This window comes from Streptomyces graminofaciens (genome assembly GCF_030294945.1).
Classification (GTDB): domain Bacteria; phylum Actinomycetota; class Actinomycetes; order Streptomycetales; family Streptomycetaceae; genus Streptomyces; species Streptomyces graminofaciens.
Genome location: NZ_AP018448.1, coordinates 2,993,889 through 3,019,921 on the forward strand (window position 1 = coordinate 2,993,889; position 26,033 = coordinate 3,019,921).

Here is a 26,033-nt window from a genome sequence, read left to right on the forward strand (position 1 = left end):
TCCTCAAAGTGCGCAGCCTGATCGGGCCGAGGCGGAAAACCTGGGACCGGGGTACGGCCGAATGCTCTCAGATATCGAGCTTGTCAGATGACGGGAGGTCGGCCCAGTCGGGTCAGGCGCCACACCGTACGCCACTTCATGGGCCGGCGGCGGCCGCAGGAGCTCGTCCAGCCTTCCTTGAAGCCGCCGAACCAGGCCTTGAGGGCAGGTCCCGACGGCTTGCGGAGCAGGGTCAGCAGCAGCCAGACGCCCAGATAGACGGGGACCAGGAGCACGGGGAGGTTGCGGCGGGCCAGCCAGACGCGGTTGCGGGCGACCATGCGGTGGTAGACCGCGTGCCGGGAGGGGGCGGTCGTCGGGTGGTACAGCACCATGTCGGACCGGTAGTCGATCATCCAGCCCGCGTCGAGGGCCCGCCACGCCAGGTCGGTCTCCTCGTGGGCGTAGAAGAACTCGTCCGGCAGGCCGCCCACTTCGGCGAAGACCCGGGTGCGTACGGCGTTGGCGCCGCCGAGGAAGGTGGTGACCCGGGAGGAACGCATCGGGTCGGAGGCCCGCAGCCGGGGCACATGGCGCCGCTGCGTCTCGCCGGTCTCGGGGTCGGCGATGCGGAAGCTGATGATGCCGAGCTCCGGGTCGGCCGCGAAGGCCTCGCGGCAAAGCGCGGCGGTGTCGTGGCGCGCGAGCAGCCCGTCGTCGTCCAGGAAGAGCAGGACGTCGACGTCCTGGCCGCCGGGGCCGAACGCCTCGATGCCGACGTTGCGGCCGCCGGGTATGCCGAGGTTCTCGGGCAGCTCGACGGTCCGTACAACCGATGAGAACTCTGCGACGTCCGGGACGGGCGAGCCGTTGCCGACGACGACCGCCTCGACGCGGTCGCCGTCCTGCTTGGCGACCGAGTCGAGGAGAGCGCGCAGCTCGTCGGGGCGGTTGCCCATGGTGATGATGACCGCGCCGACCTTCATGCCACCGCTCACTTCAGCCTGCTGGAGGCGAGGATGGACACGAGGTGCAGCAGGGTCTGGAGCAGCGCGATGCCGGCCATCACGGCGACACCGAGCCGGGAGAAGAACAGGTCGCCCCGGGCCTGGTCGATGACCGCGAGGACCAGGATCAGCAGAGACGCCTCTACGCCGAGGATCAGCCGGTGGAACTTCAGCGCGGCGGCGGCCTTGCGGGCCAGCGCCATGCCGGAGGAACGCGGCTCGGAGGCCGACTCCTGGACCGGCGGCTTGCCGGTCTGGTGCCGGGCGACCCCGACGAGGTCCGTCTCGGCCTTGATCAGGATGGCGCCGAGGGCGGCGAGGGTACCGAGGAAGGCCCACAGCCAGTCGATCCGGCCGGTGCCCCACAGGTCGGCGGCGCGCAGCCCGAAGCCGACGAGCACGGCCGCGTCGCACAGGTAGGCGCCGACCCGGTCCACGTAGACGCCGGCGATCGAGAACTGCTTGCGCCAGCGGGCGATCTCGCCGTCGACGCAGTCGAACAGCAGGTACAGCTGGACCATCAGCACGCCGAGGACGGCGCCCGGGATGCCCGGCACCAGCAGGGCCGGGGCGGCGAGGACGCCGAAGACGGTCATCAGGTAGGTCAGCTGGTTGGGCGTGACCCGGGTGTTCACCAGGTGCCGGTCTATGCGCAGCGAGATTTCGCGCATGTAGAGCCGGCCGGCCCAGTGCTCGCCGCTCCGTCGGTCCTTCACCCCCGGGGGGTGAACGACCGGGCGGAGCTCAGCTACCGATGGCTTTGGCATAGTCGGCGTATGCGTCCCTGATCTGGTCGGTGGAGAGGTCGAGGTGTTCGAGGATGGTGTAGCGGCCGGGCCTGGTCTGCGGGGCGAACTCCACGACCTGGACGAACTCCTCGGCGGTGAAACCGATCTCGCCCGGCAGGACCGGCAGACCGTGGCGGTGCAGCACCTCGGCCATGAACGCCGCCTCCTCCTTGGCCCCGCGCAGATGCATCGCGAAGGCCGCGCCCAGGCCGCACTGCTCGCCGTGGCTGGCGGCGCGCTTGGGGAAGAGCAGGTCGAAGGCGTGGTTTATCTCGTGGCAGGCGCCGGAGGCGGGGCGGGAGTCGCCCGCGACCGACATGGCGATGCCGGTGAGGACGAGGCCCTCGGCGAGCACCTGGAGGAAGCCGTCGTCGCCGACGCCTCCGGGGTGGCGGAGCACGGCCTCGCCGGCCTGGCGGGCCATCGCGGCGGCGAGGCCGTCGATGGACTCGCCCGTCTCGCGATTGGCCAGCTCCCAGTCCGCGACCGCGGAGATGTTGGACAGGGCGTCGCCGATGCCGGAGCGGACGAAGCGGACGGGGGCCTCGCGGATGACGTCGAGGTCGATGACGACCGCGATGGGGTTCGGCACACCGTAGGAGCCGCGGCCCGCGTCGTTGTCGAGGGTGGCGACCGGCGAGCACAGGCCGTCGTGCGACAGGTTCGTCGCGACGGCGACCAGCGGCAGCCCGACCCGGGCGGCGGCGAACTTCGCACAGTCGATGATCTTGCCGCCGCCGAGGCCCACGACCGCGTCGTAGCGGCCGCGCTTCATGGCGTCGGCGAGCTTGATCGCGTCGTCGAGTGTGCCGCCGCCGACCTCGAACCAGTCGGCGTCGGGCAGCGCCGGGGAGAGCCGGCCGCGCAGGCGGGCCCCGGAGCCGTCGCTGATCGCGACGGCCAGCTTGCCGGAGGACGAGATCCGCTGGTCCGCGAGGACCGTCGCCAGATCGTCGAGGGCACCCGGGCGGATGTCGACGACGATCGGCGACGGGATGAGCCTCGTCAGTACTGGCACGCGATCTCACGTCCCTTGGCGAGGTCGTCGTGGTTGTCGATCTCGACCCACTTGACGTCACCGATGGGCGCGACGTCGATCCGGAAGCCGCGGTTCACGAGCTCCTGGTAGCCGTGCTCGTAGAACTGCTGCGGGTCCGTCTCGAAGACCGTCTTCAGGGCGTCGGCCAGCTCGTCGGCGGCCTCGCCCTCGATCAGGGTGACGCCGATGTACTCACCGGTCGCCTCGGCCGGGTCCATCAGCTTGGTGATCTTCGTCATGCCGCCCTCGGGGCCGACGACGACCTTCATCTCCTCGTCGGCGAGGGACTTCACCGTGTCGAGGGCGAGGATGATCTTCTTGTCGCCGCCGCGTGCGGCGAGCAGGGTCTTCTCGACGGAGACCGGGTGCACGGTGTCGCCGTTGGCGAGGATCACCGAGTGCTTGATGGCGTCACGACCGCACCACAGGGAGTAGGCGTTGTTCCACTCCTCGGCCTTGTCGTTGTCGATGAGGGTGATCTTCAGGCCGTACTTGGCCTCCAGCGCCTCGCGGCGCTCGTACACGGCCTCCTTGCGGTAGCCGACGATGATCGCGACCTCGGTCAGGCCGATCTCGGCGAAGTTGCCGAGGGTCAGGTCCAGGACGGTGAGGCTGTCCTCGTTGCCCTCCGGGCCGACCGGCACCAGAGCCTTGGGAAGGGTGTCGGTGTAGGGGCGAAGACGCCGTCCGGCGCCGGCCGCCAGCACGAGGCCGATCATGCGGGTTCTCCTTCATCGTGTACGGCGGGTGCGCCGGTTTTATGGGCGGTCACCCAGAAGCGGATGCTCTCGACGAGCACCACGAGCGCCACGGCCACGGCGAGAGCCGTGAGCGCGACCTTGAACTCTGTGGGCGCGAGCAGCGCGGCCAGGACAGTGACCAGCAGCGTTCTGCCGTCGTGCCCGCCGATCGCCCGCACCAGCCACCTCGGTGGCGCGCCGGCGTCACCGCGAATGCGGTACACCGTGTCGTAGTGATGGTAGGCGACTGCCGCCACCAGCCCGAATGCCGCGGGAAGCGCCCCGTTCACATCGGCTTTGGCCGCCAGTACCAGTACGGTGCCGTATTCGGCGGCGCGGAACAGCGGGGGAATCAGCCAGTCGAGGGGGCCCTTGAGGGGGCGCGCGACGGCGTCGGCGGACACCAGGACATAGACGGTGGCGGCGAGGACGACCGACCAGCCGGGCCCGTCGAACCAGGCCGTGAGTACCACGACGACGGCACCGGCGAGGGCCAGGAGCCGCGCGACGGCCGCGTATCGGCTCGGCACGATGCGTGAGAGCACCTCGGCCAGGGGCCCGCTGTCGGCCAGGTCCGCCAGCGCCCGTGCGGCCCGGTCGGTGCGCTGCGCCTTGCGCGTGAGGGAGCGCAGCACCCGGCCGGCCGTGGTGTAGGTCGCGGCGAAGGCGCAGCCGATGAGCAGCGCGTAGAAGGTGATGCGGGGAGTGGTGAGCGCCGTGAGGACGGCGATCATCGCCCAGCGCTCGCCGATCGGGAGGACGATCATCCGGCGCACCCAGACCGTCCAGCCGACGCTGTCGAGCTTGTCGGAGAGGGCGGCGGTGGGGCTGGTGTTGGCGGCGGCGTCGTGGTTCGCCTCGTTGAAGGAGAAGTCGACGACGTGGCGGCAGGTCTGGAGGACCATCGCGGCGAGGGCGAGGGCCCAGACATCGTCGCCGCCCTGGGCGGCTCCGAGCGCGAGGCCCGCGTAGTAGGCGTACTCCTTGGCGCGGTCGAAGGTGGCGTCGAGCCAGGCACCGAGCGTCGAGTACTGCAGCGAGTAGCGGGCCAGCTGGCCGTCGGTGCAGTCGAGGACGAAGGAGAAGATGAGCAGCAGCCCGGCGGCGACGAAGCCGCCGCGGGTACCGGTGGCCGCGCAGCCCGCCGCGATCAGGGCGGTGAGGAGCGAGGCCGTGGTGACCTGGTTCGGGGTCAGACCGCGGCGGGCGCACCAGCGGGCGATGTAGCGGGAGTACGGGCTGATGAAGTGCGTGGTGAAGAAGCCGTCGCGGGACTTCACCGCCGTGCGCAGCCGTACGGCCTCGTCGTCGACGGCGGCCACGGCCTGACGGGCTTCGTTGCGGGCCTGCGGGTCGGCGGGGACAACGGCGACGAGGGTGCCGAGTTCGGGGCGGTGGAGGGTGACGCCGTCGGTGTCGAGGGCGGCGACCACGCGGTCGGCGAGGCTGTCCACGGCGACGGCCGTCCCGCCGGGGGCGGCCGAGGACTCGCCGGCCACCGCGCGGCCGAGGGCCTGGCGGGCGGCGGGCTGGACGGTGACGGCGCCGGGCAGGGCGGCGGCCGGGAAGCGGGGGTCGGTCAGGCCGAGGCGCAGCGCGTGGACGTGGCCCACGAAACGGGCGTCGACGAGGGCGACCCGCTGGTCGGCGGGGACGTCGGCGAGGAGTGCCTCGGCGTCACCGGCGTCGACGGCGACCCGCAAGTCGAAGCCCAGGGACCGCAGATCGCTCTCCAGCGACGACCCGGGGACCGGCTGCCCGGTGAGGATGGCGGTCGACAGACGAACTCACTCCCTGGGTGCCGACGCGGCGGCGCCGGGCATGTGCGTGGTGGAGGCGCCCCGGTCCGCGTCGGCCCGGCGGCGTGTCGGCAGAGGTTATCGGATGAAGGGAAACGAGGATTCACCGCCCGTTCATGGCCTGATCAAGTAGGCCTGCTGGGCTCCGCCGCGATCATCATCGGGGATTGCGGGGTCGGGCCACAAACTCCGGTTCGCATATCGGTTTATACGTGGCATCGCGATCGATGGCCGCCTCTCGATGGATGCGTGCGCCCCGGTCAACTAGGTGCAACAAATTCACACTTGAATCAACATCTATAAACACCAATAAACAGAAACACTCACCATGAGCCCTCCTTCGACGCTAGGATGGCTGCCCATGACCTGGCTGATCACAGGCGCCGCCGGCTACATCGGCGCACACGTTGTACGAGTCATGACCGCGGCCGGAGAGCAGGTGGTCGCCCTCGACGACCTCTCCTCCGGAGTCCGCGGCCGCCTCCCGGAGAGCATCCCGCTGGTGCGCGGCTCCGCCCTCGACGGAGAGTTGCTGAAGCGGACCCTCGCGGAGCACGCGGTCACCGGGGTGGTGCACCTCGCGGCCCGTAAGCAGGTCGGCGAGTCCGTGGCGCAGCCGACGCGCTACTACCAGGAGAATGTGGGCGGGCTCGCCACACTTCTGGAGGCCGCCGCGGGGGCCGGCGTCGAGCGGTTCCTCTTCTCCTCGTCGGCCGCCGTGTACGGCAATCCGGACGTGGACCTCATCACCGAGACCACCCCGTGCGCCCCGATGAGCCCGTACGGCGAGACGAAGCTCGCCGGGGAGTGGCTGGTACGGGCGGCCGGCCGGGCCCACGGCATGGCGACCGTCTGCCTGCGCTACTTCAACGTGGCCGGCGCGGCCGAACCGGCGCTGGCGGACACCGGTGTCTTCAACGTCGTCCCCATGGTCTTCGACCGCCTCAGCCGCGACGAGCCCCCACGGATCTTCGGCGACGACTACCCGACCCCGGACGGCACCTGCGTCCGCGACTACATCCATGTCGCCGACCTCGCCGACGCGCACCTCGCGGCGGCCCAGCGGCTCACGACCGAGGGCACCTCGGGGGATCTGACCGTGAACATCGGTCGCGGGGAGGGCGTTTCGGTGCGTGAACTCGTCGCGCTGATCGGCGAGGTGACCGGTGACCGCCGGCCCGCGCTCGTCGAGCCGCGCCGCCCCGGGGACGCGCCGCGCGCGGTCGCCTCGGCCGCGCTGGCCGAGCGTGAGCTGGGCTGGACGGCTCGGCGCGGAGTGCGCGAGATGGTCGAGTCGGCCTGGGCGGGCTGGCGGCTGCACCACGGCCTCTGAGCGAACCCGAACCCTGGTTCCCCGGCACCGCGACGCTCTGACCTGCGTATCGTTTCCGCAGGTCAGAGCACATGACAACGGTGTTCACTGCCGCGTTGCCGTATACCCCCCACCCGTAGTTCACTGTGATCCCGGAGTGATTCACGGACTGACACCGACTGGCGCGGAAGGGCGGATTCCATGGGGGCTGGGCACGATCACGGACACGCGCACGGAGCGCCGACGAGCGGTACGGCTGCGGCCGCGTACCGCGGGAGGCTGCGGGTGGCGCTGTCGATCACGCTCACTGTCATGGTGGTCGAGATCGTCGGCGGTCTCCTCTCCGATTCGCTCGCGCTCATCGCGGACGCGGCGCACATGGCGACGGACGCCGTGGGCCTGTGCATGGCGCTGCTCGCCATCCACTTCGCCAACCGCCCGCCGAGCGGCAACCGCACCTTCGGATACGCCCGCGCCGAGATACTCGCCGCCCTCGCCAACTGCGTGCTACTCCTCGGCGTCGGCAGCTACGTGCTGTACGAGGCGATCCAGCGGTTCATCACACCCGCCGGGACCGAGGGCGGGCTCACGGTCGTGTTCGGTGTGGTCGGTCTGTTCGCGAACATGATCTCGCTGACGCTGCTGATGCGCGGCCAGAAGGAGAGCCTGAACGTCCGGGGCGCCTTCCTGGAGGTGGCCGCGGACGCGCTCGGCTCGGTGGCGGTGATCATCTCCGCGACGATCATCCTGCTCACCGGCTGGCAGGCCGCCGACCCGATCGCCTCACTGATCATCGGTGTGATGATCGTCCCGCGTACGGTGAAGTTGCTGCGCGAGACCCTCGACGTCCTGCTGGAGGCGGCGCCCAAGAACGTCGACATGGCCGAGGTGCGGGCCCACATCCTCGCGCTGCCGGGTGTGGAGGACGTCCACGATCTGCATGCCTGGACCATCACCTCCGGCATGCCGGTCCTCTCCGCCCATGTCGTGGTGGGCTCCGACACGCTGGACGCGATCGGCAACGAGAAGATGCTGCACGAACTCCAGGGCTGCATCGGCGACCACTTCGACGTCGAGCACTGCACCTTCCAGCTGGAGCCCGGCGGCCACGCCGAGCACGAGGCGAAGCTCTGCCACTGAGCGGGCTCGGGGCCGGCGGCGGCACGTCCGGGTGAGGAGTGGCCCGTCCTCACCCGGGGCCACTCCGGCTCCTCCCCGCGCTTCGGCTTCGTACGCGCATCCGGGTATGGCATCCAGCCGCGTTTCGCTTCGCCGGACGCCCCGACGACGGTCATGATCCCGGACGATTCGGGGTACATGGCACCCGGCACAAGCAGGTATTCGGCCTCTTTCGGCGTACGGCGCGCAAGCGGTGGGTGTCCCGCCACGCGGCCCCGGGGTAGGACTTGCGGGTTGGCTCGAAGTGCCAGGAGTGCCGGATTCGTGCGGCAGACTTGGGACTCGAAGAACGAAGCGAAGGATGGGCATGCCGATCACACCTGCCACCGCGATGCACAGTTCACCGAACGGCATCACGGAAGCGATCCTGCTGGAACTGGTCGACGAGGACGGCACCACGATCGGCACGGCGGAGAAGCTGTCCGCCCACCAGCCGCCCGGCCAACTGCACCGGGCGTTCTCCGTGTTCCTCTTCGACGAGCGCGGCCGACTGCTGATCCAACAGCGCGCGCTCGGCAAGTACCACTCCCCCGGTGTCTGGTCGAACACCTGCTGTGGCCACCCCTACCCGGGCGAGGCGCCCTTCGCGGCGGCGGCCCGGCGGACGTATGAGGAGCTGGGGGTCTCCCCGGCGCTGCTCGGCGAGGCGGGCACGGTCCGCTACAACCACCCGGACCCGGCCTCGGGGCTGGTGGAGCAGGAGTTCAACCATCTGTTCGTCGGGCTGGTGCGCTCCCCGCTCGGGCCCGACCCGGAGGAGGTCGGGGCCACGGCGTATGTGACCCCGGCCGAGCTGGCGGAGCGGCACGCGAAGGACACGTTCTCGGCCTGGTTCATGACCGTGCTGGACACGGCCCGCCCGGCGATCCGCGAGCTGACGGGGCCGACCGCGGGCTGGTGAACCTCTAGAGCAGGTACGGGGGTTTGAGGGGCAGGGCGGCCCAGATCACCTTGCCGCCGCTCGCCGTGTGCTCCACGTCGCAGACCCCGCCGGCCTCCCTGGTGAACTCGCGGACCAGGAGCAGCCCCCGGCCGCCGAGCCGGCCGTGGTCGGTCTCCAGGGCGGTCGGGCGGTAGGGGTGGTTGTCCTCCACCGAGACCCGCACCCACTCGGCCCCGACGGCGACCTCGACGGCGAGCGTGGGCGACAGCAGGGCCGCGTGTTTGACGGCGTTCGTCACCAGCTCGGAGACGATCAGCAGAAGTCCTTGGACGAGGTCGTCCGAGACCGGTACGCCCTGTCGGGCGAGCAGGTCACGGACGGCGCGCCGTGCCTGCGGCACCGAGGCGTCGACGGCGGCAGCGGTGAACCGCCAGACCCCTTCGTAAGGCAGTGGTCCCGGCGGATTCGGGTCATCGGGTACATGTCCCCCGCCTCCAGGGCGTGGGTCGCCCCCGCGCCCTTGGTCGTCCATTGTCCGGTCGCCACCCTTGCGCTCGATTGTCACCACACGTCGAGTGTTGGTAACTCCGCACCTCCCGCCGGATGACTGAACACAAGTCAGCGCGTATCGGCGACTTTCAGATCGGCACCGCCCACAAAAGCCAGCTGGAGGACCGTTTCTGCCCGGGTGGCGCCCGGTTTGGAACTATTCGGGTTGTACACGTTGACGCCGACCTTCTTGATCGTGGCAGCGTGCCGGACGCCGTGGGTGCTGTACGGGATCTTCAAGACGCCCCCTAGCATCCCGTGCATGGAGCCTCAGCTGCTGCACACCGTCGCCGACGGGGTCGCCACCGTCGTCATCCACCACCCCGTGAAGCGCAACGCCATGACGGCCGGCATGTGGCGGGCCCTGCCGCCGCTGCTCGGTCGGCTGGCCGCCGACCCCGCCGTACGCGCGCTGGTGCTGACCGGGGAGGGCGGGACGTTCTGCGCGGGGGCCGACATCTCGTCGCTGCGGGAGTCCCCGGACGAGCCGCAGGGGCTGGCCGTGCTCGCCGAGGAGGCGCTCGCGGCCTTCCCGAAGCCTACGCTCGCGGCGATCCGCGGATACTGCGTGGGCGGCGGCTCGCAGTTGGCGGCCGCGTGCGATCTGCGGTTCGCGGAGGAGGGCGCCCTGTTCGGGGTCACCCCGGCGAAGCTGGGGATCGTCTACCCGGCCTCCTCGACCCGTCGGCTGGTGGCGCTCGCGGGGCCCGGCACCGCCAAGTACCTGCTGTTCTCCGGCGAGTTGATCGACGCGGAGCGGGCGCTGCGGACGGGACTGGTGGACGAGGTGCTGCCCCCGGGCGAACTCGGCAAGCGGGTCGCGGAGTTCACCCGGATCCTGGTCTCGCGCTCGCGGCTGACCCAGGCGGCGGCCAAGGAGTTCGCGAACGGCCGTACTGACCGGGACGCCTACTGGGCCGAGCAGGCGCGGGCCGGCGGCGACACGGCGGAGGGGGTCGCGGCGTTCCTGGAGCGGAGGGAGCCCCGGTTCACCTGGAACGGGTGACCTCTCGCCCGGATACGGCTACGCCAGGAGGAACCGGCTCTTGGCCCGGAACTCCTCGACGAGGTGCGCGGGTGCCTTGTGCGGCGCGCCCGCGTCGTAGGGCGGCTGCGGGTCGTACTCGGTCAGCAGTTGTACGGCCTGGGCGTGGCCGTCGCCCGCGATCCGGCCGAGCAGGGTGAGACCCATGTCGATGCCGGAGGAGACGCCGGCCGCGGTGACGTACTTGCCGTCGAAGACCACCCGCTCCCCCGTCGGTTCGGCGCCGAACCGCTTCAGGACGTCCAGGGCCAGCCAATGGGAGGTCGCGCGGCGGCCGTCCAGGAGTCCGGCGGCGCCCAGGAGCAGGGAGCCGGTGCACACGGAGGTCGTCCAGGCGCTGGTGGTGTCGGTGGTGCGCAGCCAGTCGAGCAGCGTCGCGTTCTCCATCTGCGCGGTCTGGCCGGGGCCGCCGGGCACGACCACGACATCGGGGCGCGGCACCTCGGCGAGGCTCTTGTCGGCGGTGATGGCGAGGTTCCCGGTGTCGCTGCGCACCGGGCCGGTCCGCTCGGCGACAAAGACGGTCTCCGCGTCGGGCAGACGGCCGAGGGTCTCGTAAGGGCCGACGGCGTCCAGGCCGGTGAAGCGGTCGAAGAGGACGATGGCGATCTGCATGACGGCTCTTTCCGTTCTTTCCGGTGAGGTGCTGCACGGGGTACGTGCGGGTGGTCTCAGGGAGTGGGCGCGGGCCGGAAGCGGCGGCGGTACTCGGCCGGTGCCGTGCCGAGGGTCTTCACGAAGGCGCGGCGCATGGCCTCCGAGGTGCCGTAGCCGCAGGCGCGGGAGATCTCCTCGACGCCGTCCGGGGTGTCCTCCAGCAGGCGGCGGGCGTGTTCGAGGCGGACCCGGTCGACGTAGCGGCCCGGGGGGATGCCCGTCTCGGCCTGGAAGGCGCGGGCGAAGTGGCGGGGCGAGAGACTGGCGCGGGCGGCCAGCGTATCCACGCTCAGGTCGTCGCCCGGGTGCTCGGTGATCCACTGCTGGACCTCGCGCAGCGGTTCCCGCCGGGCGGTCTGGACGGCGAGCTGGGCGCTGAACTGGGCCTGGTTTCCCGGGCGGCGCAGGAAGACGACCAGGTGGCGGGCGATGGAGAGGGCGACCTCACGGCCGAGGTCCTCCTCGACGAGGGCGAGGACGAGATCGATGCCGGAGGTGACTCCGGCGGAGGTCGCGATGTGTCCGTCGCGGACGTAGATGGGGTTCGGGTCGACCTCGACGGCCGGGTGGTCCCGGGCGAGTGTGGCGCAGTACGCCCAGTGGGTGGTCGCCCGGCGGCCGTCCAGGAGACCCGCCTGTGCGAGGAGGATCGCGCCGGTGCAGACCGAGACCAGGCGTTCCGCGTCCGGGCCGTGCTCGCGCAGCCAGGCGACGAGCTCCGGGGCGGGCTGCCGGGTGCCCCGGCCGCCCGGGACGAGCAGGGTGTGCGGGGTGGGGACGTCGGTGAGGGCGCGGTCCGGGACGAGGGTGAGGCCGCTGGAGGTGCGTACGGGGGCGCCGTCCAGGGAGGCCGTGCGGACGCGGTAGGACCCCGGGGAGCACAGCTCGGCACCGGCGAACACCTCGACCGGGCCGGTGACGTCGAGGCTCTGCACGCCGTCGAACAGGACGACAAGGACGGTTCGCATGCCTCGATTCTTGGGAGCGAGCGGGATGGCCGCAATGACGAATTGCCCACCTTTTCTGCCATCGGCGGGCGTGGAACGGGGTGGTGGCCTGGCATGAGCGCGGCAGGTCAGGGTGGGCCGATGGTCTCCGCATCCAGCAAAACAACCAGTCGGTAACCTGTCGCCATGAACTCCTCCCTCCCGGAGCGCGCCGGTCGGCACTGCTACCACGCCCTCAATCCGCTCCACTCCGCGCACTACTTCTCACCGGACCTCGGGCGGGAGCTGGCCGCCGTCGGGATCGAGGACGCCGACGCGGCGTACTTCGCGGTGCGGTCGGCAGCGATGGGGACCGTGGGCGCGGGCGTGGTGACCGCGACCTTCTTCAACTTCCGGCACGAGCTGGTGGCCAAGCACGTGCCGGCCGTGTGGGAGACGGCCTCCCCGGCGGTCGTCCTCGCGGCACGCGCGCGCGTGGCCGACGCCACGCTGCGGCGGCTGCTCGGCGAGGAGGCCGTCGCGTCCGACGAGATGGCCGAGGCGGCGGAGCTGGCGCTGCGCGCGAGCGAGGCGTGCGAACGGACCGCGCGCCCCCTGTACGCGGCCCACGCCGACCTGCCCATACCCGACGCGCCCCACCTCGCGCTCTGGCACGCCACCACCCTGCTGCGCGAGCACCGGGGCGATGGCCACCTGACCGTGCTGCTCGACGCCGGGCTCGACCCGGTGGAGGCCCTGGTCAGCCACGCCGCCACCGGCAAGGGCACGTCCCCCCGCTGGGCCATGGCCACGCGCGGCTGGACCCAGGACGACTGGGAGGCCGGGGTCGTACGGCTCCGGGAGCGCGGGCTGCTGGACGGCGAGGGCGAGCTGACCGAGGCGGGCGTCGCCCTGCGTCGGGAGATGGAGGTCCGCACGGATCACCTCGACCGGGCGCCCTACGAACACCTCGGTACCGAGGGCGTGGCCCGGCTCACGGAACTGGCGACCGGGTTCACCGCAGCGGCGCTCGCAGCGGAGGCGTTCCCGAAGGGCTTGATCGGCAAGGGGTGAGCGGGCGGCGGGGATGAGACGCGCCGATCGCGGTACTCGTTCGGCTTCCGGTCCCGTCGGTTCGTGAGACGGAAGAGGTCTTGGAGATGAAAGGGGTCTCCGAGACGGAGAGGTCTTTGAGACGGAAGAAGCCCAAGAGGCGAATGGGGCTGGAGAGACGAGAGGGGAAGAACATGTTCCGCGCGATCGCAGATGTGCTGCGGCAGATCGGCGGTGCCATCGCCACAGTGGTGACACTGCCGTTCCGGGCCCTGGCCCGGCTCTTCGGCGGCGCCTCGGACTCGGCGCACCGCTCCGGCCGGACCCGCCGGGCCTGACCACGGCCCGGCCGCCACGACGCACTTGTCGCCCCGGGCCCCCGTTGTCGGTGTCACCTGCCACAATTGCCGCGCAACCTCAGTGGAGAAGGCGGTACGGGATCGTGACGACACCCGGGTCCATCGAAGTAGGGTCCATCGAAGGCAGGATCGCCGAGGAGCTCGGCGTACGGGAGCGGCAGGTGAAGGCCGCGGTGGAGCTGCTCGACGGCGGTTCGACCGTGCCCTTCATCGCCCGCTACCGCAAGGAAGCGACCGAGATGCTCGACGACGCGCAGCTGCGCACGCTCGAGGAGCGGCTGCGCTATCTGCGGGAGCTGGAGGAGCGCCGGGCGGCGATCCTCGACTCGGTGCGCGAGCAGGGCAAGCTGACGCCGGAGGTCGAGGCGCAGATCCGCGGTGCCGAGACCAAGGCGCGGCTGGAGGACATCTACCTCCCGTTCAAGCCGAAGCGTCGGACGAAGGCGCAGATCGCCCGCGAGGCCGGGCTGGAGCCGCTCGCCGAGGGACTGCTCGGCGACCCGACCGTCGAGCCGCTGGCCGCCGCCGCAGCGTTCGTGGACGCCGAGAAGGGCGTCGCCGACCCGCAGGCCGCGCTGGACGGCGCCCGCGCGATTCTCACCGAGCGGTTCTCGGAGGACGCCGACCTGATCGGTGAGCTGCGCGAGCGCATGTGGGTGCGCGGGCGGCTGGCCGCCAAGGTGCGGGACGGCAAGGAGGAGGCGGGCGCCAAGTTCGCCGACTACTTCGACTTCTCCGAGCCGTTCACCGACCTGCCCTCGCACCGCATCCTCGCGATGCTGCGCGGTGAGAAGGAGGATGTCCTCGACCTCGTGCTGGAGCCGGAGGAGCCCTCCGAGCAGCCCGGTCCGTCGTCGTACGAGGGGATCGTGGCGAGTCGCTTCAAGATCGCCGAGCGCGGTCGTCCCGGCGACAAGTGGCTGACGGACACGGTCCGCTGGGCCTGGCGGACCCGGATCCTGGTGCACCTCGGCATCGACCTGCGGCTGCGCCTGCGTACGGCGGCCGAGGACGAGGCGGTCAATGTGTTCGCGGCGAACCTGCGCGACCTGCTGCTCGCCGCCCCCGCCGGTACGCGCGCGACGCTCGGCCTCGACCCCGGCTTCCGTACGGGTGTGAAGGTGGCCGTGGTCGACGCGACCGGCAAGGTGGTGGCGACGGACGTCATCTATCCGCACGTCCCGGCCAACAAGTGGGACGAGGCCATCGCCAAGCTGGCGCGGCTGGCCAAGGAGCACGCGGTCGAACTGGTGGCGATCGGCAACGGCACGGCGTCCCGTGAGACGGACAAGCTCGCCGGTGAACTGATCACGAAGCACCCGGAGTTGAATCTCACCAAGGTGATGGTGTCCGAGGCGGGCGCGTCGGTGTACTCGGCGTCGGCGTTCGCCTCGCAGGAGCTGCCCGGGATGGATGTCTCGCTGCGTGGCGCGGTGTCGATCGCGCGGCGTCTTCAGGACCCGCTGGCCGAGCTGGTGAAGATCGACCCGAAGTCGATCGGAGTCGGGCAGTACCAGCACGACCTGTCAGAGGTGAAGCTGTCGCGGTCGCTGGACGCGGTCGTCGAGGACTGTGTGAACGGCGTCGGTGTCGACGTGAACACGGCGTCCGCGCCGCTGCTGGCCCGGGTCTCCGGGATTTCCTCCGGGCTCGCCGAGAACATCGTGGCGCACCGCGACTCCAACGGCCCGTTCAGCTCGCGTTCCCAGCTGAAGAACGTGGCGCGGCTCGGGCCGAAGGCGTACGAGCAGTGCGCGGGCTTCCTGCGGATCCGGGGCGGGAGCGATCCGCTGGACGCGTCCAGCGTGCATCCCGAGGCGTATCCCGTGGTGCGGCGGATGGTGAAGTCGGCGGGCAGTGAGGTCGCGGCGCTGATCGGCAACACGGGTGTGCTGCGGTCGCTGCGGGCGAACGACTTCGTGGACGAGACGTTCGGTCTGCCGACGGTCACGGACATCCTGAAGGAGCTGGAGAAGCCCGGGCGTGACCCGCGGCCCGCCTTCAAGACGGCGACCTTCAAGGACGGCGTCGAGAAGATCTCCGACCTCGTCTCCGGGATGGTGCTGGAGGGCGTCGTGACGAATGTGGCGGCGTTCGGGGCGTTCGTGGACGTCGGTGTTCATCAGGACGGGCTCGTGCATGTGTCGGCGATGTCCAAGACGTTCGTGAAGGATCCGCGGGATGTGGTGAAGCCCGGGGACATCGTCAAGGTGAAGGTGCTGGATGTCGATATTCCGCGGAAGCGGATCTCTCTGACGCTGCGGCTGGACGACGAGGCGGCGCCTCAGGCTCAGGGGCAAGGACAGCAGGGGGGTGGCTCGCGGCCTCAGAGGGGTTCGCGGGCGCCTCAGCAGCAGTCCCGGCAGGGGCGTGGTGGGGGCGGTGGGGCTCGGCAGACTTCGGCGCCGGCGCCGGGAAACAGTGCGATGGCTGATGCGTTGCGGCGGGCGGGGTTGGTGGATCCCAAGCGGCGGTGAGGTGTGTGCGGCGGGGGTTTTCGCCCCCGCCGCCCCTACCCGTCCCATCCCCCAGGGGCTGCCGCCCCTTCCGCTCCGCTTGCTGCGCCCGAGAGCTCGGGGGGTCTGGGTTCGTTGGCGTGTGCGGGGTCGTCGTGGTTGCTCGCGCAGTTCCCCGCGCCCCTGGGAGGACCGGGCTGCGCCCTGGTCTTTTCGGCCCGCGGGTGGGGTGATCAGTGTTCGGTCAGCTTGCCGGACGACACCTCCACGCGGCGGGTCACGTGTACCGCGTCCAGCATGCGGCGATCGTGGGTGACCAGCAGCAGCGTGCCCTCGTACGCGTCCAGGGCGGACTCCAGCTGCTCGATCGCCGGCAGGTCCAGGTGGTTCGTCGGCTCATCCAGGACCAGGAGGTTGACGCCTCGGCCCTGGAGCAGCGCCAGGGCCGCGCGGGTACGTTCGCCGGGGGACAGGGTCACCGCCTCGCGCAGGACGTGGTCGGACTTGAGGCCGAACTTGGCGAGGAGCGTGCGGACCTCGGCCGGTTCGGTGTCGGGGACCGCCGCGCGGAAGGCGTCGAGCAGCGACTCCGAGCCGTGAAACAGCTTCCGGGCCTGGTCGACCTCGCCGACCAGAACACCCGAGCCGAGCGAGGCATGGCCCGCGTCCAGGGGGATCCGGCCCAGCAGGGCACCGAGCAGCGTCGACTTGCCGGACCCGTTCGCACCCGTCACCGCCACCCGGTCCGCCCAGTCGATCTGCAGTGACACCGGGCCGAACACGAAGTCGCCCCGCCGTACCTCCGCGTCCCGCAGCGTCGCGACCACCGCACCCGAGCGGGGAGCGGCCGCGATCTCCATCTGCAGTTCCCACTCCTTGCGCGGCTCCTCGACGACCTCCAGCCGTTCGATCATGCGCTGCGTCTGCCGCGCCTTCGCCGCCTGCTTCTCGCTCGCCTCGCTGCGGAACTTGCGGCCGATCTTGTCGTTGTCGTTGCCCGCCTTGCGCCGCGCGTTCTTGACGCCCTTGTCCATCCAGGAGCGCTGCGTCTGGGCCCGGTCCTGCAGGGCGGCACGCTTGTCGGCGTACTCCTCGTAGCCGTCGCGGGCATGCCGGCGCGCGGTGGCCCGCTCCTCCAGGTAGGCCTCGTACCCGCCGCCGTAGAGATTGATCTGGTTCTGGGCGAGGTCCAGTTCGAGGACCTTGGTGACCGTGCGGGTCAGGAACTCCCGGTCATGGCTCACCACGACCGTGCCGCCGCGCAGGCGGCCGACGAAGCGTTCGAGGCGCTCAAGGCCGTCGAGGTCCAGGTCGTTGGTGGGCTCGTCGAGGAGGAAGACGTCGTAGCGGGAGAGAAGGAGGGAGGCGAGGCCCGCACGGGCCGCCTGGCCGCCGGAGAGGCCCGTCATCAGCTGGTCCAGGTCCACACCGAGGCCCAGGGAGTCGGCGACCTCCTCGGCCCGTTCATCGAGGTCGGCGCCGCCGAGGGCGAGCCAGCGCTCCAGGCTGGTCGCATACGCGTCGTCCGCGCCCGGCGCCCCGTCGACCAGGGCCTGCGTGGCCTCGTCCATCACACGCTGGGCCTCGGCCACCCCCGTGCGGCGGGCGAGGAACTCCCGTACCGTCTCGCCCTCCCGGCGCTCCGGCTCCTGCGGCAGATGACCGACGTTGGCCGTGGGCGGGGAGAGGCGGAGCTCGCCCTGTTCCGGTGGGAGCAGCCCGGCGAGCAGCCGTAGCAGGGTGGACTTGCCCGCGCCGTTGGCGCCGACCAGCCCGATCACGTCTCCGGGCGCGACGACGAGGTCGAGCCCGGAGAAGAGCGAGCGGTCGCCGTGGCCGGCGGCGAGGTTCTTGACGACGAGGGTGGCTGTCACAAGGGGCGATCCTAATGACCGGCCGGCCATTCCTCCCAGCCGAGAGCAGTCATAAAGGCACATAAAGGGCCATTTCGATCGATTCCCTCATCTTGCCATCGGCTGCACCAACACCGTCCCCGACGTCCGCGCCACGATGAACGACTCGCCTTTCACGGCCTTGGTGTCCAGGCCGATCCGGTGTTGGCCCGCCGGGAGGATTCCGTCGAAGACCTTGTGGATGTGGGTCCGGTAGAGGCGGTCCGTCCGATACGCGGTCAGCTGGACCCGGCAGGTGGAGGTGATCTCGATGCCCGCCTCGCCGTCGGCGGCGATCAGCCGGGTCAGGCGGCGCTGTTCGGACGGGCTGCGGTCGAGGGCGTGTTCGATCTGGGCGACGAGGAGCGGGATGATCGGGGCGAGTCCCTCGACGTAGGCGACCTGCACCCCGGCGCGCTCGAACGTCCGCCGTACGGCTTCGCGGTCCGCCTCGCCGACAGCCCGGCCGAAGGCGACCGCCCCGTAGACGCGCAGTTCCTCGGGGGGTACGTCGGTGGCGTCGTGCGTGATGTCGGCGCCGATGCCGATGGTGCGCAGGGCGGCGGCCAGCTTGGCGAGGACGGCGACCCGGGCGCCGATGAGCAGGACACGGCGGCGGGCCGAGGATTCGTCGGGGTCCTCGCGCAGCAGGGAATGCAGGGCGCTGCGGTACTCGGTGCCGCGGAACCGGAACGGGCCGATGCCGGTGTAGCCGTTGAGTTTGAGGTCGGCCACCTCCTCCGTCTGCCAGGCGAAGTCGCGCCACACGAAGTCGTCGCCGTCGCGCTCTATGACAGCGGTGACTGCTCCGCAGGCGAGGTCCGCGCATTCGGGGCAGCCGTAGATGACGTACCGGCCGCCCGCCAGCGGAGCGTCGGCCTCCAGCAGAAGGCTGCGCACCTGGGCGGTGAAGATCGCGGGCGGGACGTCGGAGGCGAGAGGGGAGACGGCGTCGAGGTCGGAGAGCTGGAACAGCAGCGGGCGTCCGTCGACGATGAAGTCCACGAAATCCCGGTGCACTTGGTAGTCACCGTTGGCGAGGACGCCACCGGCACGCATCGCCGGTGCCAGGCCGAAGGTAGCGTATTCGGCAGACATGGTGTGAGTATCCCCACATCGGGACCTCTATGAGCACGGCATGACATATTCCGCCAACGTCCCTGGACGGCCATTGACTTGACCGGTGACGTGATCGTGGTCGGAGGCGGGGTCGTCGGGCTGACGACCGCCGTCGTACTCACGGAGAGCGGCAGCCGGGTGTGGGCGCGGGAGCCGGTCGAGCGGACCACGTCGGCGGTCGCGGGCGGGCTGTGCTGGCCGTACCGGATCGAACCGGAGGCGGTCGTGGGCGAATGGGCGCACGAATCGCTGACCGTGTACGAGGAGTTGGCGGCCCGGCCCTACGAGACGGGCGTACGCATGGTCGAGGGCGTACACCGCGACACGGCACTGGACGACAGGGGCGCAGGGGCCGCCCGCGTGCCGGAGCCGCGGGCGTCGACGGCCGGGTAGTACGCGGCGGGGGGGCCTGTGCGCCCGGCTTCCGACGATCGCCCCGCGCCCCTTACGGGGCGCCGTGACCCACCGGGTCCCCTTCCACCTCTGTCCCCTGCCCCGGCCCCACCCTGATCTCGAACTCGCCGTCATAGCGCCGGTGGCCCTCGATGACGGCGAGTTCGACCGCCTCGGAGGCCATGTCCTCTCGCACCATCACCGGGTCCCGGCGCAGGTCACGCATGAGGGCGACGCACATGCCGATCATCACGAGGACGAAGGGCGCGGCTGCCAGGATCGTGAGATTCTGCAGGCCCGTGAGGGCGTCGCCCTGGCCGCTGCCGACCAGCAGCATGATCGCGGCGACGGCGCCCGTCACCACGCCCCAGAAGACGACCACGAACCGGCCGGGTTCCAGAGCGCCCCGCTGCGACAGCGTGCCCATGACGATGGAGGCCGCGTCGGCGCCGGAGACGAAGAAGATGCCGACGAGGATCATCACGAGCAGGCTGCTCACGGTGGCGACGGGGAACTGGTCCAGTACGGCGAAGAGCTGTCCCTCCGGTGTCGACGCGTCGCCCAGGCGCTCGCCGGCCTGGAGTTTCATCGCCGTACCGCCGAAGACGGCGAACCAGACCAGGCTGACCGTGCTGGGGACGAGGATCACCCCGCCGACGAACTGGCGGATCGTACGGCCGCGGCTGATGCGGGCGATGAACATGCCGACGAACGGCGTCCAGGAGATCCACCACGCCCAGTAGAAGACCGTCCAGCTGCCCAGCCAGTCGGCGACGCCCGCGCCGCCGGAGGCCTCGGTGCGGCCCGCGAGCCGGGGCAGGTCGCCGAGGTAGGAGAAGACCGAGGTGGGGAGGAGGTCGAGCACCAGGATCGTCGGGCCGGCGACGAAGACGAACACGGCCAGCACCAGTGCCAGCACCATGTTCGTGTTGGACAGCCACTGGATGCCCTTCTCCACGCCGGACACGGCGGAGGCGACGAACGCCAGGGTCAGGACGGCGATGATGGAGACGAGCAGACCCGTGCTCACCTTGTCCATCCAGTTCAGCTCCCGCATTCCGGAGCCGATCTGCAGGGCGCCGAGGCCCAGCGAGGCGGCGGAGCCGAAGATCGTCGCGACGATGGCGAGGATGTCGATGACCCGGCCGGCGGCGCCGTTCGCGTGCTTCTCGCCCATCAGCGGGGTGAAGACGGCGCTGATGGTCTGGCGGCGGCCCTTGCGGAAGGTGCTGTAGGCGATGGCTAGGCCGACCACCGCGTAGATCGCCCACGGGTGCAGCGTCCAGTGGAAGAGGGTCGTCGCCATCGCCGTCTCCATGCGCTCGCCGGAGCCGTTCGGGGCGGTGCCCGGCGGGGGCGAGGTGTAGTGCGCGAGGGGCTCGCTCACGCCGTAGAACATCAGTCCGATGCCCATGCCGGCGCTGAACATCATGGCGACCCAGGACACCGTGCGGAACTCGGGCTTCTCGCCCTCCGCGCCGAGGTGGATGCGGCCGTAGCGGCTGACGGCGAGCCAGAGGGCGAAGACCACGAAACAGGAGGCGGCGAGCATGAAGGCCCAGCCGCCGTTGTGGATCAGCCCGCTCAACAGCGTCCCGGAGACGTCCTCGAGCGAGTCGGTGGCGGCGGCGCCCCAGACGACGAAGGCCAGGGTGAGGCCCGCCGTCACACCGAACACCACGCGGTCCGTACGGGGCCGCCCGCCGCCGGGGAGGTCCGCTTCCGAACCCGGAAGCGCACCTCCCCCGTGGTGGGCGGAGCGTTGATCGTGTGTCACAGGTGGAACCTTTCCGCGATGAGCTGATGACCAGCTACGCCTGCCCACTGAGCCGTACCGCATGTGACACCCATGTGATCTTTTTCAGCAGGTCGTGTGGGGTTCTCCCACCGTGACGTGATATGGCGCACGCTCGTCGAGGAGCAACGGGACGAGCGCCCGCAGCGACTGACGCAGTGGTACGACGGCGCCGCCGGTGTCCGCGTCGGGCCGCGTGCGGACCCCGTGCAGGGCCAGTTCGTCCGCGTACTCCGCGTACTGCTCGGAGGTGAGCCGGTAGCCGCAGGGCGGGTCCTGGAGCACCTCGGCGGGTTCGGCCGGGTCGTTGTCGGCGCCGCCGACGTAGACCGGGCCGGTGTCGCGCCACCCGGCGAGCCGGGCCGCGCCGGTGGCCGCGTCGACCTGGCGGCCCCGCTCCCCGGCGAAGCCGAACAGGCCCTTGAGCGCGGCCAGTTGCGAGCTCACCCGACGCCGGTTGTTCTCCGGCTCCCCGGTGCCCTCGGCGATAGGTTCCACACGGCTCTCGATGAGTACGCCGACCGCGTGTTTGACGCCCGACATGTTCCGCAGGATGCGCTCCTGGCCGTCGCCCGCGACCTGGCGGATCGGATCGCCGGTGACGGGGTCGGTCCAGATGCCGTACGTGCCGGTCGAGTACTTCTCGGCCCGGGCGGCGGGCCGTACGTAGTCCTGCGAGAGGGACTGCGCCTCCTTGTGCACGGCCGGGTCGGTGTTGAGGTTGCGTGGCCAGAGGTCGAACAGGTCCTTGTCGTAGTAGGGGGGTGTGGCGCCGTATTCGTGCAGGTCATAGACGATGTCGGGGTCGCGGTCGCGGATGACGGCCGCCATCGCCCGTGCCTCGGCTGTCTTCAGGGCCAGATGGTCGCGATTGATGTCGACACCGTCGCTGTTGCCCCGGGTGTCGGCGGCCCGGCCGTCGGGGTTGGCGGTGGGCACGACGAGGACGGTGGTGTTCTTCAACAGCCGCTCGGTGCGTCCGTCCTTGGGCTGGGCGAGGTCGCGGATCGTCGTGAGGCAGGCCTCGCGGCCGGAGGGTTCGTCGCCGTGCTGACTGCAGATGAGCAGGACCATGCGGCTGGTGGGGCGGGTGCCGATGCGTACGAGCTGGAGCGGGCGGTCCTGCTTCGTGGTGCCGATCCGGGTGAGCGACACGCGCTCGCTCCCCCGGTCGACGGCCGCGAGGAAGTCCTGCTCCTCGCTCTGGCTGGTCCAGCGCGCGCCTGCCGACTGCTCGAAGCCCGTGCGGGGCGCAGTGGTGGCGTCCGTGGCGTGCGCCGGGGCCGCCAGCAGGGGCGCGGCGAGGGCGGCGGCGATCAGTGTCGCGCCCCTGCCTCTCATTCCCCGGCCCCCGGCACGCGCTGGGCGGAGCGCGGTTCGCGTACGCCGTCGAGGACGGACGGGCTCGGCGCGGGCCCGGCGCCCGAGGTGGCCTTCGCGAACGCGGCGGCACCGCCGACCAGCGGGACGTGCGCGGAGGTGCCCTTGAGGTCGATGGTCAGGGTCGGGGTCGTCGAGGGCGGGTCGATGAGGTCCTTGTCGGTGCCCGCGACGATCAGGGCGAGGCGGTGGCCGGCCGGGATCACATGGTCACTGGCGTGCAGGTCCAGCGTGATCCGGTACGGCTTTCCGGGGGTGAGCGGGGCTCCCGTGGCCGAGGAGTGGTTGCCGAGGTCGGCCCAGCCGCGGCTGAAGATCGTGTAGTCGACGTCGGCGGTCTTGGCCTCGGTCTTCCGGAAGCAGGAGCTGTCGCCGGTGGTGCTCGGGCCCCAGCAGGTGCGCTCGGTGAGGGTCGAGATGCCCTCGCCGGCCGCGGCGTAGTCGCGGATGGTGTCCGGGCCGAGGTCCACGAGGACCGCCGAGAGATGGGCGGTGGAGGTGGTGGGCGTGGCGGTGACCGTCACCTGGGAGGAGCCGGACAGGCGCAGGTCCTTGGTCAGCGGCGCGGTGACGAAGCCCGCCTTGTCGGGGGTGGACTTGTCGACGTACGCGGCCCAGTCGGTCTCGCTCAGGGCCGGGTTGTCGGTGAAGGTCTCGGTGCCGGTCCGCTTGCGCAGGCCGAGGGTGCCGACGCCGGCCTCGGTGCCCTTGGCCGGGCGCAGCGTCGTGGTCTTCGTGGCGCGCGGCGGCCAGACCTTGGAGGTCTCCCACTGGTCGGGGTGGCGTTCGATCGCGCCCATGGGCTCGTCGTCGATGCCGTTGTCGTAGCCGAGGAGTTCGTGGTCGAACCAGCGGTGCAGGGTGTCGACCCAGGCGGCGCGGCGGAAGTCGAAGGGGTCGACGTGGCCGGTCTGGGAGAGCCAGATCTTGCGCTCGACGCCGTGCTTCGCGAGGGCGTCCCACCACTGGCCGAAGTGCTTGGGGCGGACGTTGAGGTCCTGTTGGCCGTGCACGACGAAGACGCTGGCCTTGATCTTCCTGACGTCCTTGACGTAGTCGCGCTCGGTCCACAGCGGGGTCCAGTCGCCGGTGCGCGGGGCGCCGTCGACGAGCTTCTGCTGGACGGCGGCGCACTTGGCGCGGGCGTCGGGGCTCTCGACGTAGTCGGACAGCCATTCGGGACCGGAGTCGTAGAGGGGGGCGCCCTGGGCGAAGTAGTAGTCGTACCAGGAGGAGATGGCGCCGATCGGGACGATGGTCTTCAGGCCCTTGACCCCGGTGGCGGCCACGCCGTTGGCGACGGTGCCGTCGTAGCTCTTGCCGATCATGCCGGTCCTGCCGTTGGTCCAGGTCGCCCTGGCCTTCTTGCCGCCGGTGCGGGTGGTGTAGGCCTTGGCCCGGCCGTTGAGCCAGTCGACCACCGCCTTCGCGGACTGGATGTCGGAGCGGCCGCCGACGTCCACACAGCCGTCGGAGCGGTTGGTTCCGGCCAGGTCGACGCCGACGAAGGCGTAGCCGCGGGGCACGAAGTAGTTGTCGTAGAAGAGCGGCATCTGGACGACGTCACCGTTCGCGTCGTACGTCTTGCGCTGGCTCTCGTTGCCTCGTCCACAACAGGAGTAGTACGGGCTGGCGTCCATGATCACGGGTATCTTGCGGCCCCGCTGAGCGGGTTCACGCGGGCGGACGATGTCCACGGCGACCCGGTCGGTCTTCCCGTCGCTGTCGCCGTCGAGTCCGGTGTCGACCCAGACGGCCTCGCGGATGGCGTTGGCGTACGAGTAGACGGGCCGGCTCTCGCGGGGCGGGGCGCTGTGGGCGACCGCCGGGGCGAGGAGGCTGGCCATCAGGGCGGCCGCGGCCGCCGTCGCGAGCGTTCTCCAGATCGTGAAGCGCGTGCGTCGCACAGGTATCGGCATGCGCGGACGGTACTGCGGTCAACTCCCGTGGAACAGAGGGCCCATTGGGGCTGATGGGGGTTCGGCCACGGTGTGTCCGGAAAGGAGCGTCGGCGCGGGTCGCCCATGTCGGCCGAATGGCGATCGTGTGACAGGGGCGGCCATGGACACGTCTGGGATCACAGGGACTCAATAGGCTCCGAACAGACTCGTGCGGACCCGTCCGGACCGGCTTCCCGGCGGCTCCGACCACTTGGCCCCCCACCAATTGGAGTGTTTCGTGCACCGCAGACTCATCGCCCCGGGCGCGTTCGCGGCCTCCCTGCTGCTGGCGATCCCGGCGTCGGCGGCCGACTACTCGCCCGGCGCGCCGGGGATCGGCGACCCCTACTACCCGGCCTACGGCAACGGCGGCTACGACGTCTCCCACTACGACCTCCGGCTCAAGTACCAGCCGGCGACCGACAAGCTGGAGGGCACCGCGACCCTCCTTGCGAGGACCACCCAGGACCTGTCCCGCTTCAACCTGGACTTCCTGCTCGATGTGAGCGAGGTCCGGGTCAACGGCGCCAAGGCGACGTTCGCCGGCTCCGGCGAGCACGAGTTGGAGATCACCCCGAAGAGCCCGCTGCCCAAGGGGACGGACGTCACCGTCGTGGTCCGCTACAGCGGGGTGCCGTCGTCGAAGCAGGCATACGGCTTCACCAGTTGGCACCGCACCCCGGACGGCGGGGTCGCGGCGAACGAGCCCGAGGGCGCCTGGTGGTGGTTCCCCAGCAACGACCACCCGCTCGACAAGGCCACCTACGACGTGTCCGTACTGGTCCCGGACGGCAGCCAGGCGATCTCCAACGGCACGCTCCAGTCGACGAGTTCACGCGTGGGCTGGACCCGCTTCAACTGGCGGTCCAACAAGCCCCAGGCGACCTATCTCGCCACCCTCGCGGTCGGGAGGTTCGACGTCACCACCGGACGCACCGAGAGCGGCATCCCGGTCGTCAACGCCTACAGCAAGGACCTCGGCGACAACTACGACGCGGCACGGGCCAGCATCGAACGCACGGGCGAGATCGCCGACTGGCTGGCCGAGTACTTCGGGCCGTATCCCTACAACGCGCTCGGCGGCTATGTACCGAACACGGACACCGGGTACGCGCTGGAGACCCAGACCCGGCCGTTCTACAGCCCCCGGCAGTTCGCGAACGGCACGAATGTCTCCGTGGTCGTCCATGAGCTGGCCCACCAGTGGTACGGCGACCTGGTGTCCGTAGCCGGGTGGAAGGACATCTGGATCAACGAGGGCTTCGCCCGGTACGCGCAGTGGCTGTGGTCCGAGCACGAGAACGAGGGCACGGCGCAGGAGATCGCGGACTATGTGTACGCGTCGCATCCGGCCGACGATCCCTTCTGGACCGTGAAGCCGGGTGACCCGGGGCCGGAGAACCAGTTCCACCTCGCGGTGTACGACCGGGGTGCGCTGGCCCTGCAGGCGCTGCGCAACCGGATCGGGGACGAGGACTTCTTCGCGATCCTGAAGGGGTGGCCGGCGAAGTACGCGTACGGGAACGCGACGGTGGGCGACTTCGTCGCGTATGCGGAGCAGGTGTCCGGGGAGTCGTTGGGGGCGTTGTTCGAGACGTGGCTGAATCGGGCGTCGAAGCCGGGGGGTGTGGCTTCGCCGGGGGTCGGGGTCGTCAAGGAGCCCAAGTCGTGGAAGGGGATCGCTGCGACCGACTCCGTTCATGAGCGTGGTGAAGGGCACGGGCACCGTCGCGACTAGGGCGT

22 protein-coding genes and 1 pseudogene are annotated in these 26,033 nt (G+C 70.7%); 9 read left to right on the forward strand and 14 right to left on the reverse strand.

The window, feature by feature from the left end; translation table 11 throughout:
* Nucleotides 1–83 precede the first annotated feature (83 nt).
* From SGFS_RS12930 to SGFS_RS12950, 5 genes are read right to left on the reverse strand one after another with little or no spacing between them, the layout of a single operon-like run.
* Nucleotides 84–977, reverse strand: a complete 894-nt coding sequence (locus tag SGFS_RS12930; protein ID WP_286250072.1) for a glycosyltransferase family 2 protein — start codon at nt 975–977, stop codon at nt 84–86.
* Nucleotides 974–1,702, reverse strand: coding sequence for a CDP-alcohol phosphatidyltransferase family protein (locus tag SGFS_RS12935; protein WP_434026926.1), 729 nt, complete (start codon nt 1,700–1,702; stop codon nt 974–976). The genes SGFS_RS12930 and SGFS_RS12935 overlap by 4 nt, the downstream gene beginning before the upstream one ends.
* 28 nt (nt 1,703–1,730) lie before the next feature.
* Nucleotides 1,731–2,792 carry an iron-containing alcohol dehydrogenase family protein gene (locus tag SGFS_RS12940; RefSeq protein WP_286250074.1) on the reverse strand — a complete coding sequence of 354 codons (1,062 nt, stop codon included), beginning with the start codon at nt 2,790–2,792 and terminating at the stop codon, nt 1,731–1,733.
* On the reverse strand, nt 2,780–3,532 hold the full coding sequence (locus SGFS_RS12945; RefSeq protein WP_149823626.1) for a phosphocholine cytidylyltransferase family protein: 753 nt from the start codon (nt 3,530–3,532) through the stop codon (nt 2,780–2,782). Before SGFS_RS12945 ends, SGFS_RS12940 begins: the two co-directional genes overlap by 13 nt.
* A complete protein-coding gene (locus SGFS_RS12950) occupies nt 3,529–5,334 on the reverse strand; it encodes a DUF5941 domain-containing protein (RefSeq protein WP_286259903.1) in 1,806 nt (601 codons plus the stop codon). Before SGFS_RS12950 ends, SGFS_RS12945 begins: the two co-directional genes overlap by 4 nt.
* Nucleotides 5,335–5,713: 379 nt before the next feature.
* On the opposite strand from SGFS_RS12950, the gene galE reads away from it, so the two are divergent.
* The 3 genes from galE to idi all read left to right on the forward strand — a co-directional run bounded on the left by galE (nt 5,714) and on the right by idi (nt 8,744).
* On the forward strand, nt 5,714–6,685 hold the full coding sequence (gene galE, locus SGFS_RS12955) for a UDP-glucose 4-epimerase GalE (protein WP_286250076.1): 972 nt from the start codon (nt 5,714–5,716) through the stop codon (nt 6,683–6,685).
* Between the two features lie 180 nt (nt 6,686–6,865).
* Nucleotides 6,866–7,804 carry a cation diffusion facilitator family transporter gene (locus SGFS_RS12960; protein ID WP_286250078.1) on the forward strand — a complete coding sequence of 313 codons (939 nt, stop codon included), beginning with the start codon at nt 6,866–6,868 and terminating at the stop codon, nt 7,802–7,804.
* 346 nt (nt 7,805–8,150) lie between these two features.
* Nucleotides 8,151–8,744: an isopentenyl-diphosphate Delta-isomerase gene (idi, locus tag SGFS_RS12965; protein WP_286250079.1), complete on the forward strand. Its 594-nt coding sequence runs from the start codon at nt 8,151–8,153 to the stop codon at nt 8,742–8,744.
* A gap of 4 nt (nt 8,745–8,748) precedes the next feature.
* Here the strand turns inward: idi and SGFS_RS12970 are convergent, their stop codons facing one another.
* Nucleotides 8,749–9,258, reverse strand: a complete 510-nt coding sequence (locus tag SGFS_RS12970) for an ATP-binding protein (protein WP_286259904.1) — start codon at nt 9,256–9,258, stop codon at nt 8,749–8,751.
* An 86-nt stretch (nt 9,259–9,344) separates the two neighbouring features.
* Nucleotides 9,345–9,515: a hypothetical protein gene (locus SGFS_RS12975; RefSeq protein WP_286250080.1), complete on the reverse strand. Its 171-nt coding sequence runs from the start codon at nt 9,513–9,515 to the stop codon at nt 9,345–9,347.
* A 22-nt stretch (nt 9,516–9,537) separates the two neighbouring features.
* Between SGFS_RS12975 and SGFS_RS12980 the strand changes: the two genes are divergently transcribed.
* Nucleotides 9,538–10,281 carry an enoyl-CoA hydratase/isomerase family protein gene (locus SGFS_RS12980; protein ID WP_286250081.1) on the forward strand — a complete coding sequence of 248 codons (744 nt, stop codon included), beginning with the start codon at nt 9,538–9,540 and terminating at the stop codon, nt 10,279–10,281.
* 18 nt (nt 10,282–10,299) lie between these two features.
* On the opposite strand, the gene SGFS_RS12985 is transcribed toward SGFS_RS12980, so the two are convergent.
* Together SGFS_RS12985 and SGFS_RS12990 are read right to left on the reverse strand one after the other, a co-directional pair.
* Nucleotides 10,300–10,935 carry a DJ-1/PfpI family protein gene (locus SGFS_RS12985; RefSeq protein ID WP_286250083.1) on the reverse strand — a complete coding sequence of 212 codons (636 nt, stop codon included), beginning with the start codon at nt 10,933–10,935 and terminating at the stop codon, nt 10,300–10,302.
* Between the two features lie 56 nt (nt 10,936–10,991).
* Nucleotides 10,992–11,945: a GlxA family transcriptional regulator gene (locus SGFS_RS12990; RefSeq protein ID WP_286250084.1), complete on the reverse strand. Its 954-nt coding sequence runs from the start codon at nt 11,943–11,945 to the stop codon at nt 10,992–10,994.
* A 165-nt stretch (nt 11,946–12,110) separates the two neighbouring features.
* Between SGFS_RS12990 and SGFS_RS12995 the strand changes: the two genes are divergently transcribed.
* The 3 genes from SGFS_RS12995 (at nt 12,111) to SGFS_RS13005 (ending at nt 15,792) form a co-directional block, all read left to right on the forward strand.
* Nucleotides 12,111–12,977 carry an SCO6745 family protein gene (locus tag SGFS_RS12995; RefSeq protein WP_286250086.1) on the forward strand — a complete coding sequence of 289 codons (867 nt, stop codon included), beginning with the start codon at nt 12,111–12,113 and terminating at the stop codon, nt 12,975–12,977.
* A 173-nt stretch (nt 12,978–13,150) separates the two neighbouring features.
* The gene (locus tag SGFS_RS13000; protein WP_286250088.1) at nt 13,151–13,294 is read left to right on the forward strand and encodes an LPFR motif small protein; all 144 of its coding nucleotides are present in this window, start codon (nt 13,151–13,153) and stop codon (nt 13,292–13,294) included.
* 104 nt (nt 13,295–13,398) lie between these two features.
* Nucleotides 13,399–15,792, forward strand: coding sequence for a Tex family protein (locus SGFS_RS13005; protein ID WP_286250089.1), 2,394 nt, complete (start codon nt 13,399–13,401; stop codon nt 15,790–15,792).
* A 212-nt stretch (nt 15,793–16,004) separates the two neighbouring features.
* Here SGFS_RS13005 and SGFS_RS13010 read toward each other — a convergent pair whose 3' ends face one another.
* Complete coding sequence (locus tag SGFS_RS13010) at nt 16,005–17,645, reverse strand: ABC-F family ATP-binding cassette domain-containing protein (protein WP_286250090.1); 1,641 nt, start codon at nt 17,643–17,645, stop codon at nt 16,005–16,007.
* Nucleotides 17,646–17,732: 87 nt separating this feature from the next.
* Nucleotides 17,733–18,761, reverse strand: a complete 1,029-nt coding sequence (locus SGFS_RS13015) for an oxidoreductase (protein ID WP_286250092.1) — start codon at nt 18,759–18,761, stop codon at nt 17,733–17,735.
* Between the two features lie 90 nt (nt 18,762–18,851).
* On the opposite strand from SGFS_RS13015, the pseudogene SGFS_RS13020 reads away from it, so the two are divergent.
* A pseudogene (locus SGFS_RS13020) lies at nt 18,852–19,172 on the forward strand (FAD-dependent oxidoreductase); the annotation flags it as partial.
* 55 nt (nt 19,173–19,227) lie between these two features.
* On the opposite strand, the gene SGFS_RS13025 reads toward SGFS_RS13020, so the two are convergent.
* From SGFS_RS13025 to SGFS_RS13035, 3 genes are all read right to left on the reverse strand, one after another.
* Nucleotides 19,228–20,952 carry a BCCT family transporter gene (locus SGFS_RS13025; protein ID WP_286250094.1) on the reverse strand — a complete coding sequence of 575 codons (1,725 nt, stop codon included), beginning with the start codon at nt 20,950–20,952 and terminating at the stop codon, nt 19,228–19,230.
* Between the two features lie 84 nt (nt 20,953–21,036).
* Nucleotides 21,037–22,311, reverse strand: a complete 1,275-nt coding sequence (locus SGFS_RS13030) for a M14 family metallopeptidase (RefSeq protein ID WP_286250095.1) — start codon at nt 22,309–22,311, stop codon at nt 21,037–21,039.
* Nucleotides 22,308–24,269 (reverse strand): Xaa-Pro dipeptidyl-peptidase, encoded by a 1,962-nt coding sequence (locus SGFS_RS13035; protein WP_286250096.1) that lies wholly within the window; start codon nt 24,267–24,269, stop codon nt 22,308–22,310. The genes SGFS_RS13030 and SGFS_RS13035 overlap by 4 nt, the downstream gene beginning before the upstream one ends.
* 259 nt (nt 24,270–24,528) lie before the next feature.
* Here SGFS_RS13035 and SGFS_RS13040 point away from each other — a divergent pair, with 259 nt between their 5' ends.
* Nucleotides 24,529–26,028, forward strand: a complete 1,500-nt coding sequence (locus SGFS_RS13040) for a M1 family metallopeptidase (RefSeq protein WP_286250097.1) — start codon at nt 24,529–24,531, stop codon at nt 26,026–26,028.
* Nucleotides 26,029–26,033: the final 5 nt, after the last annotated feature.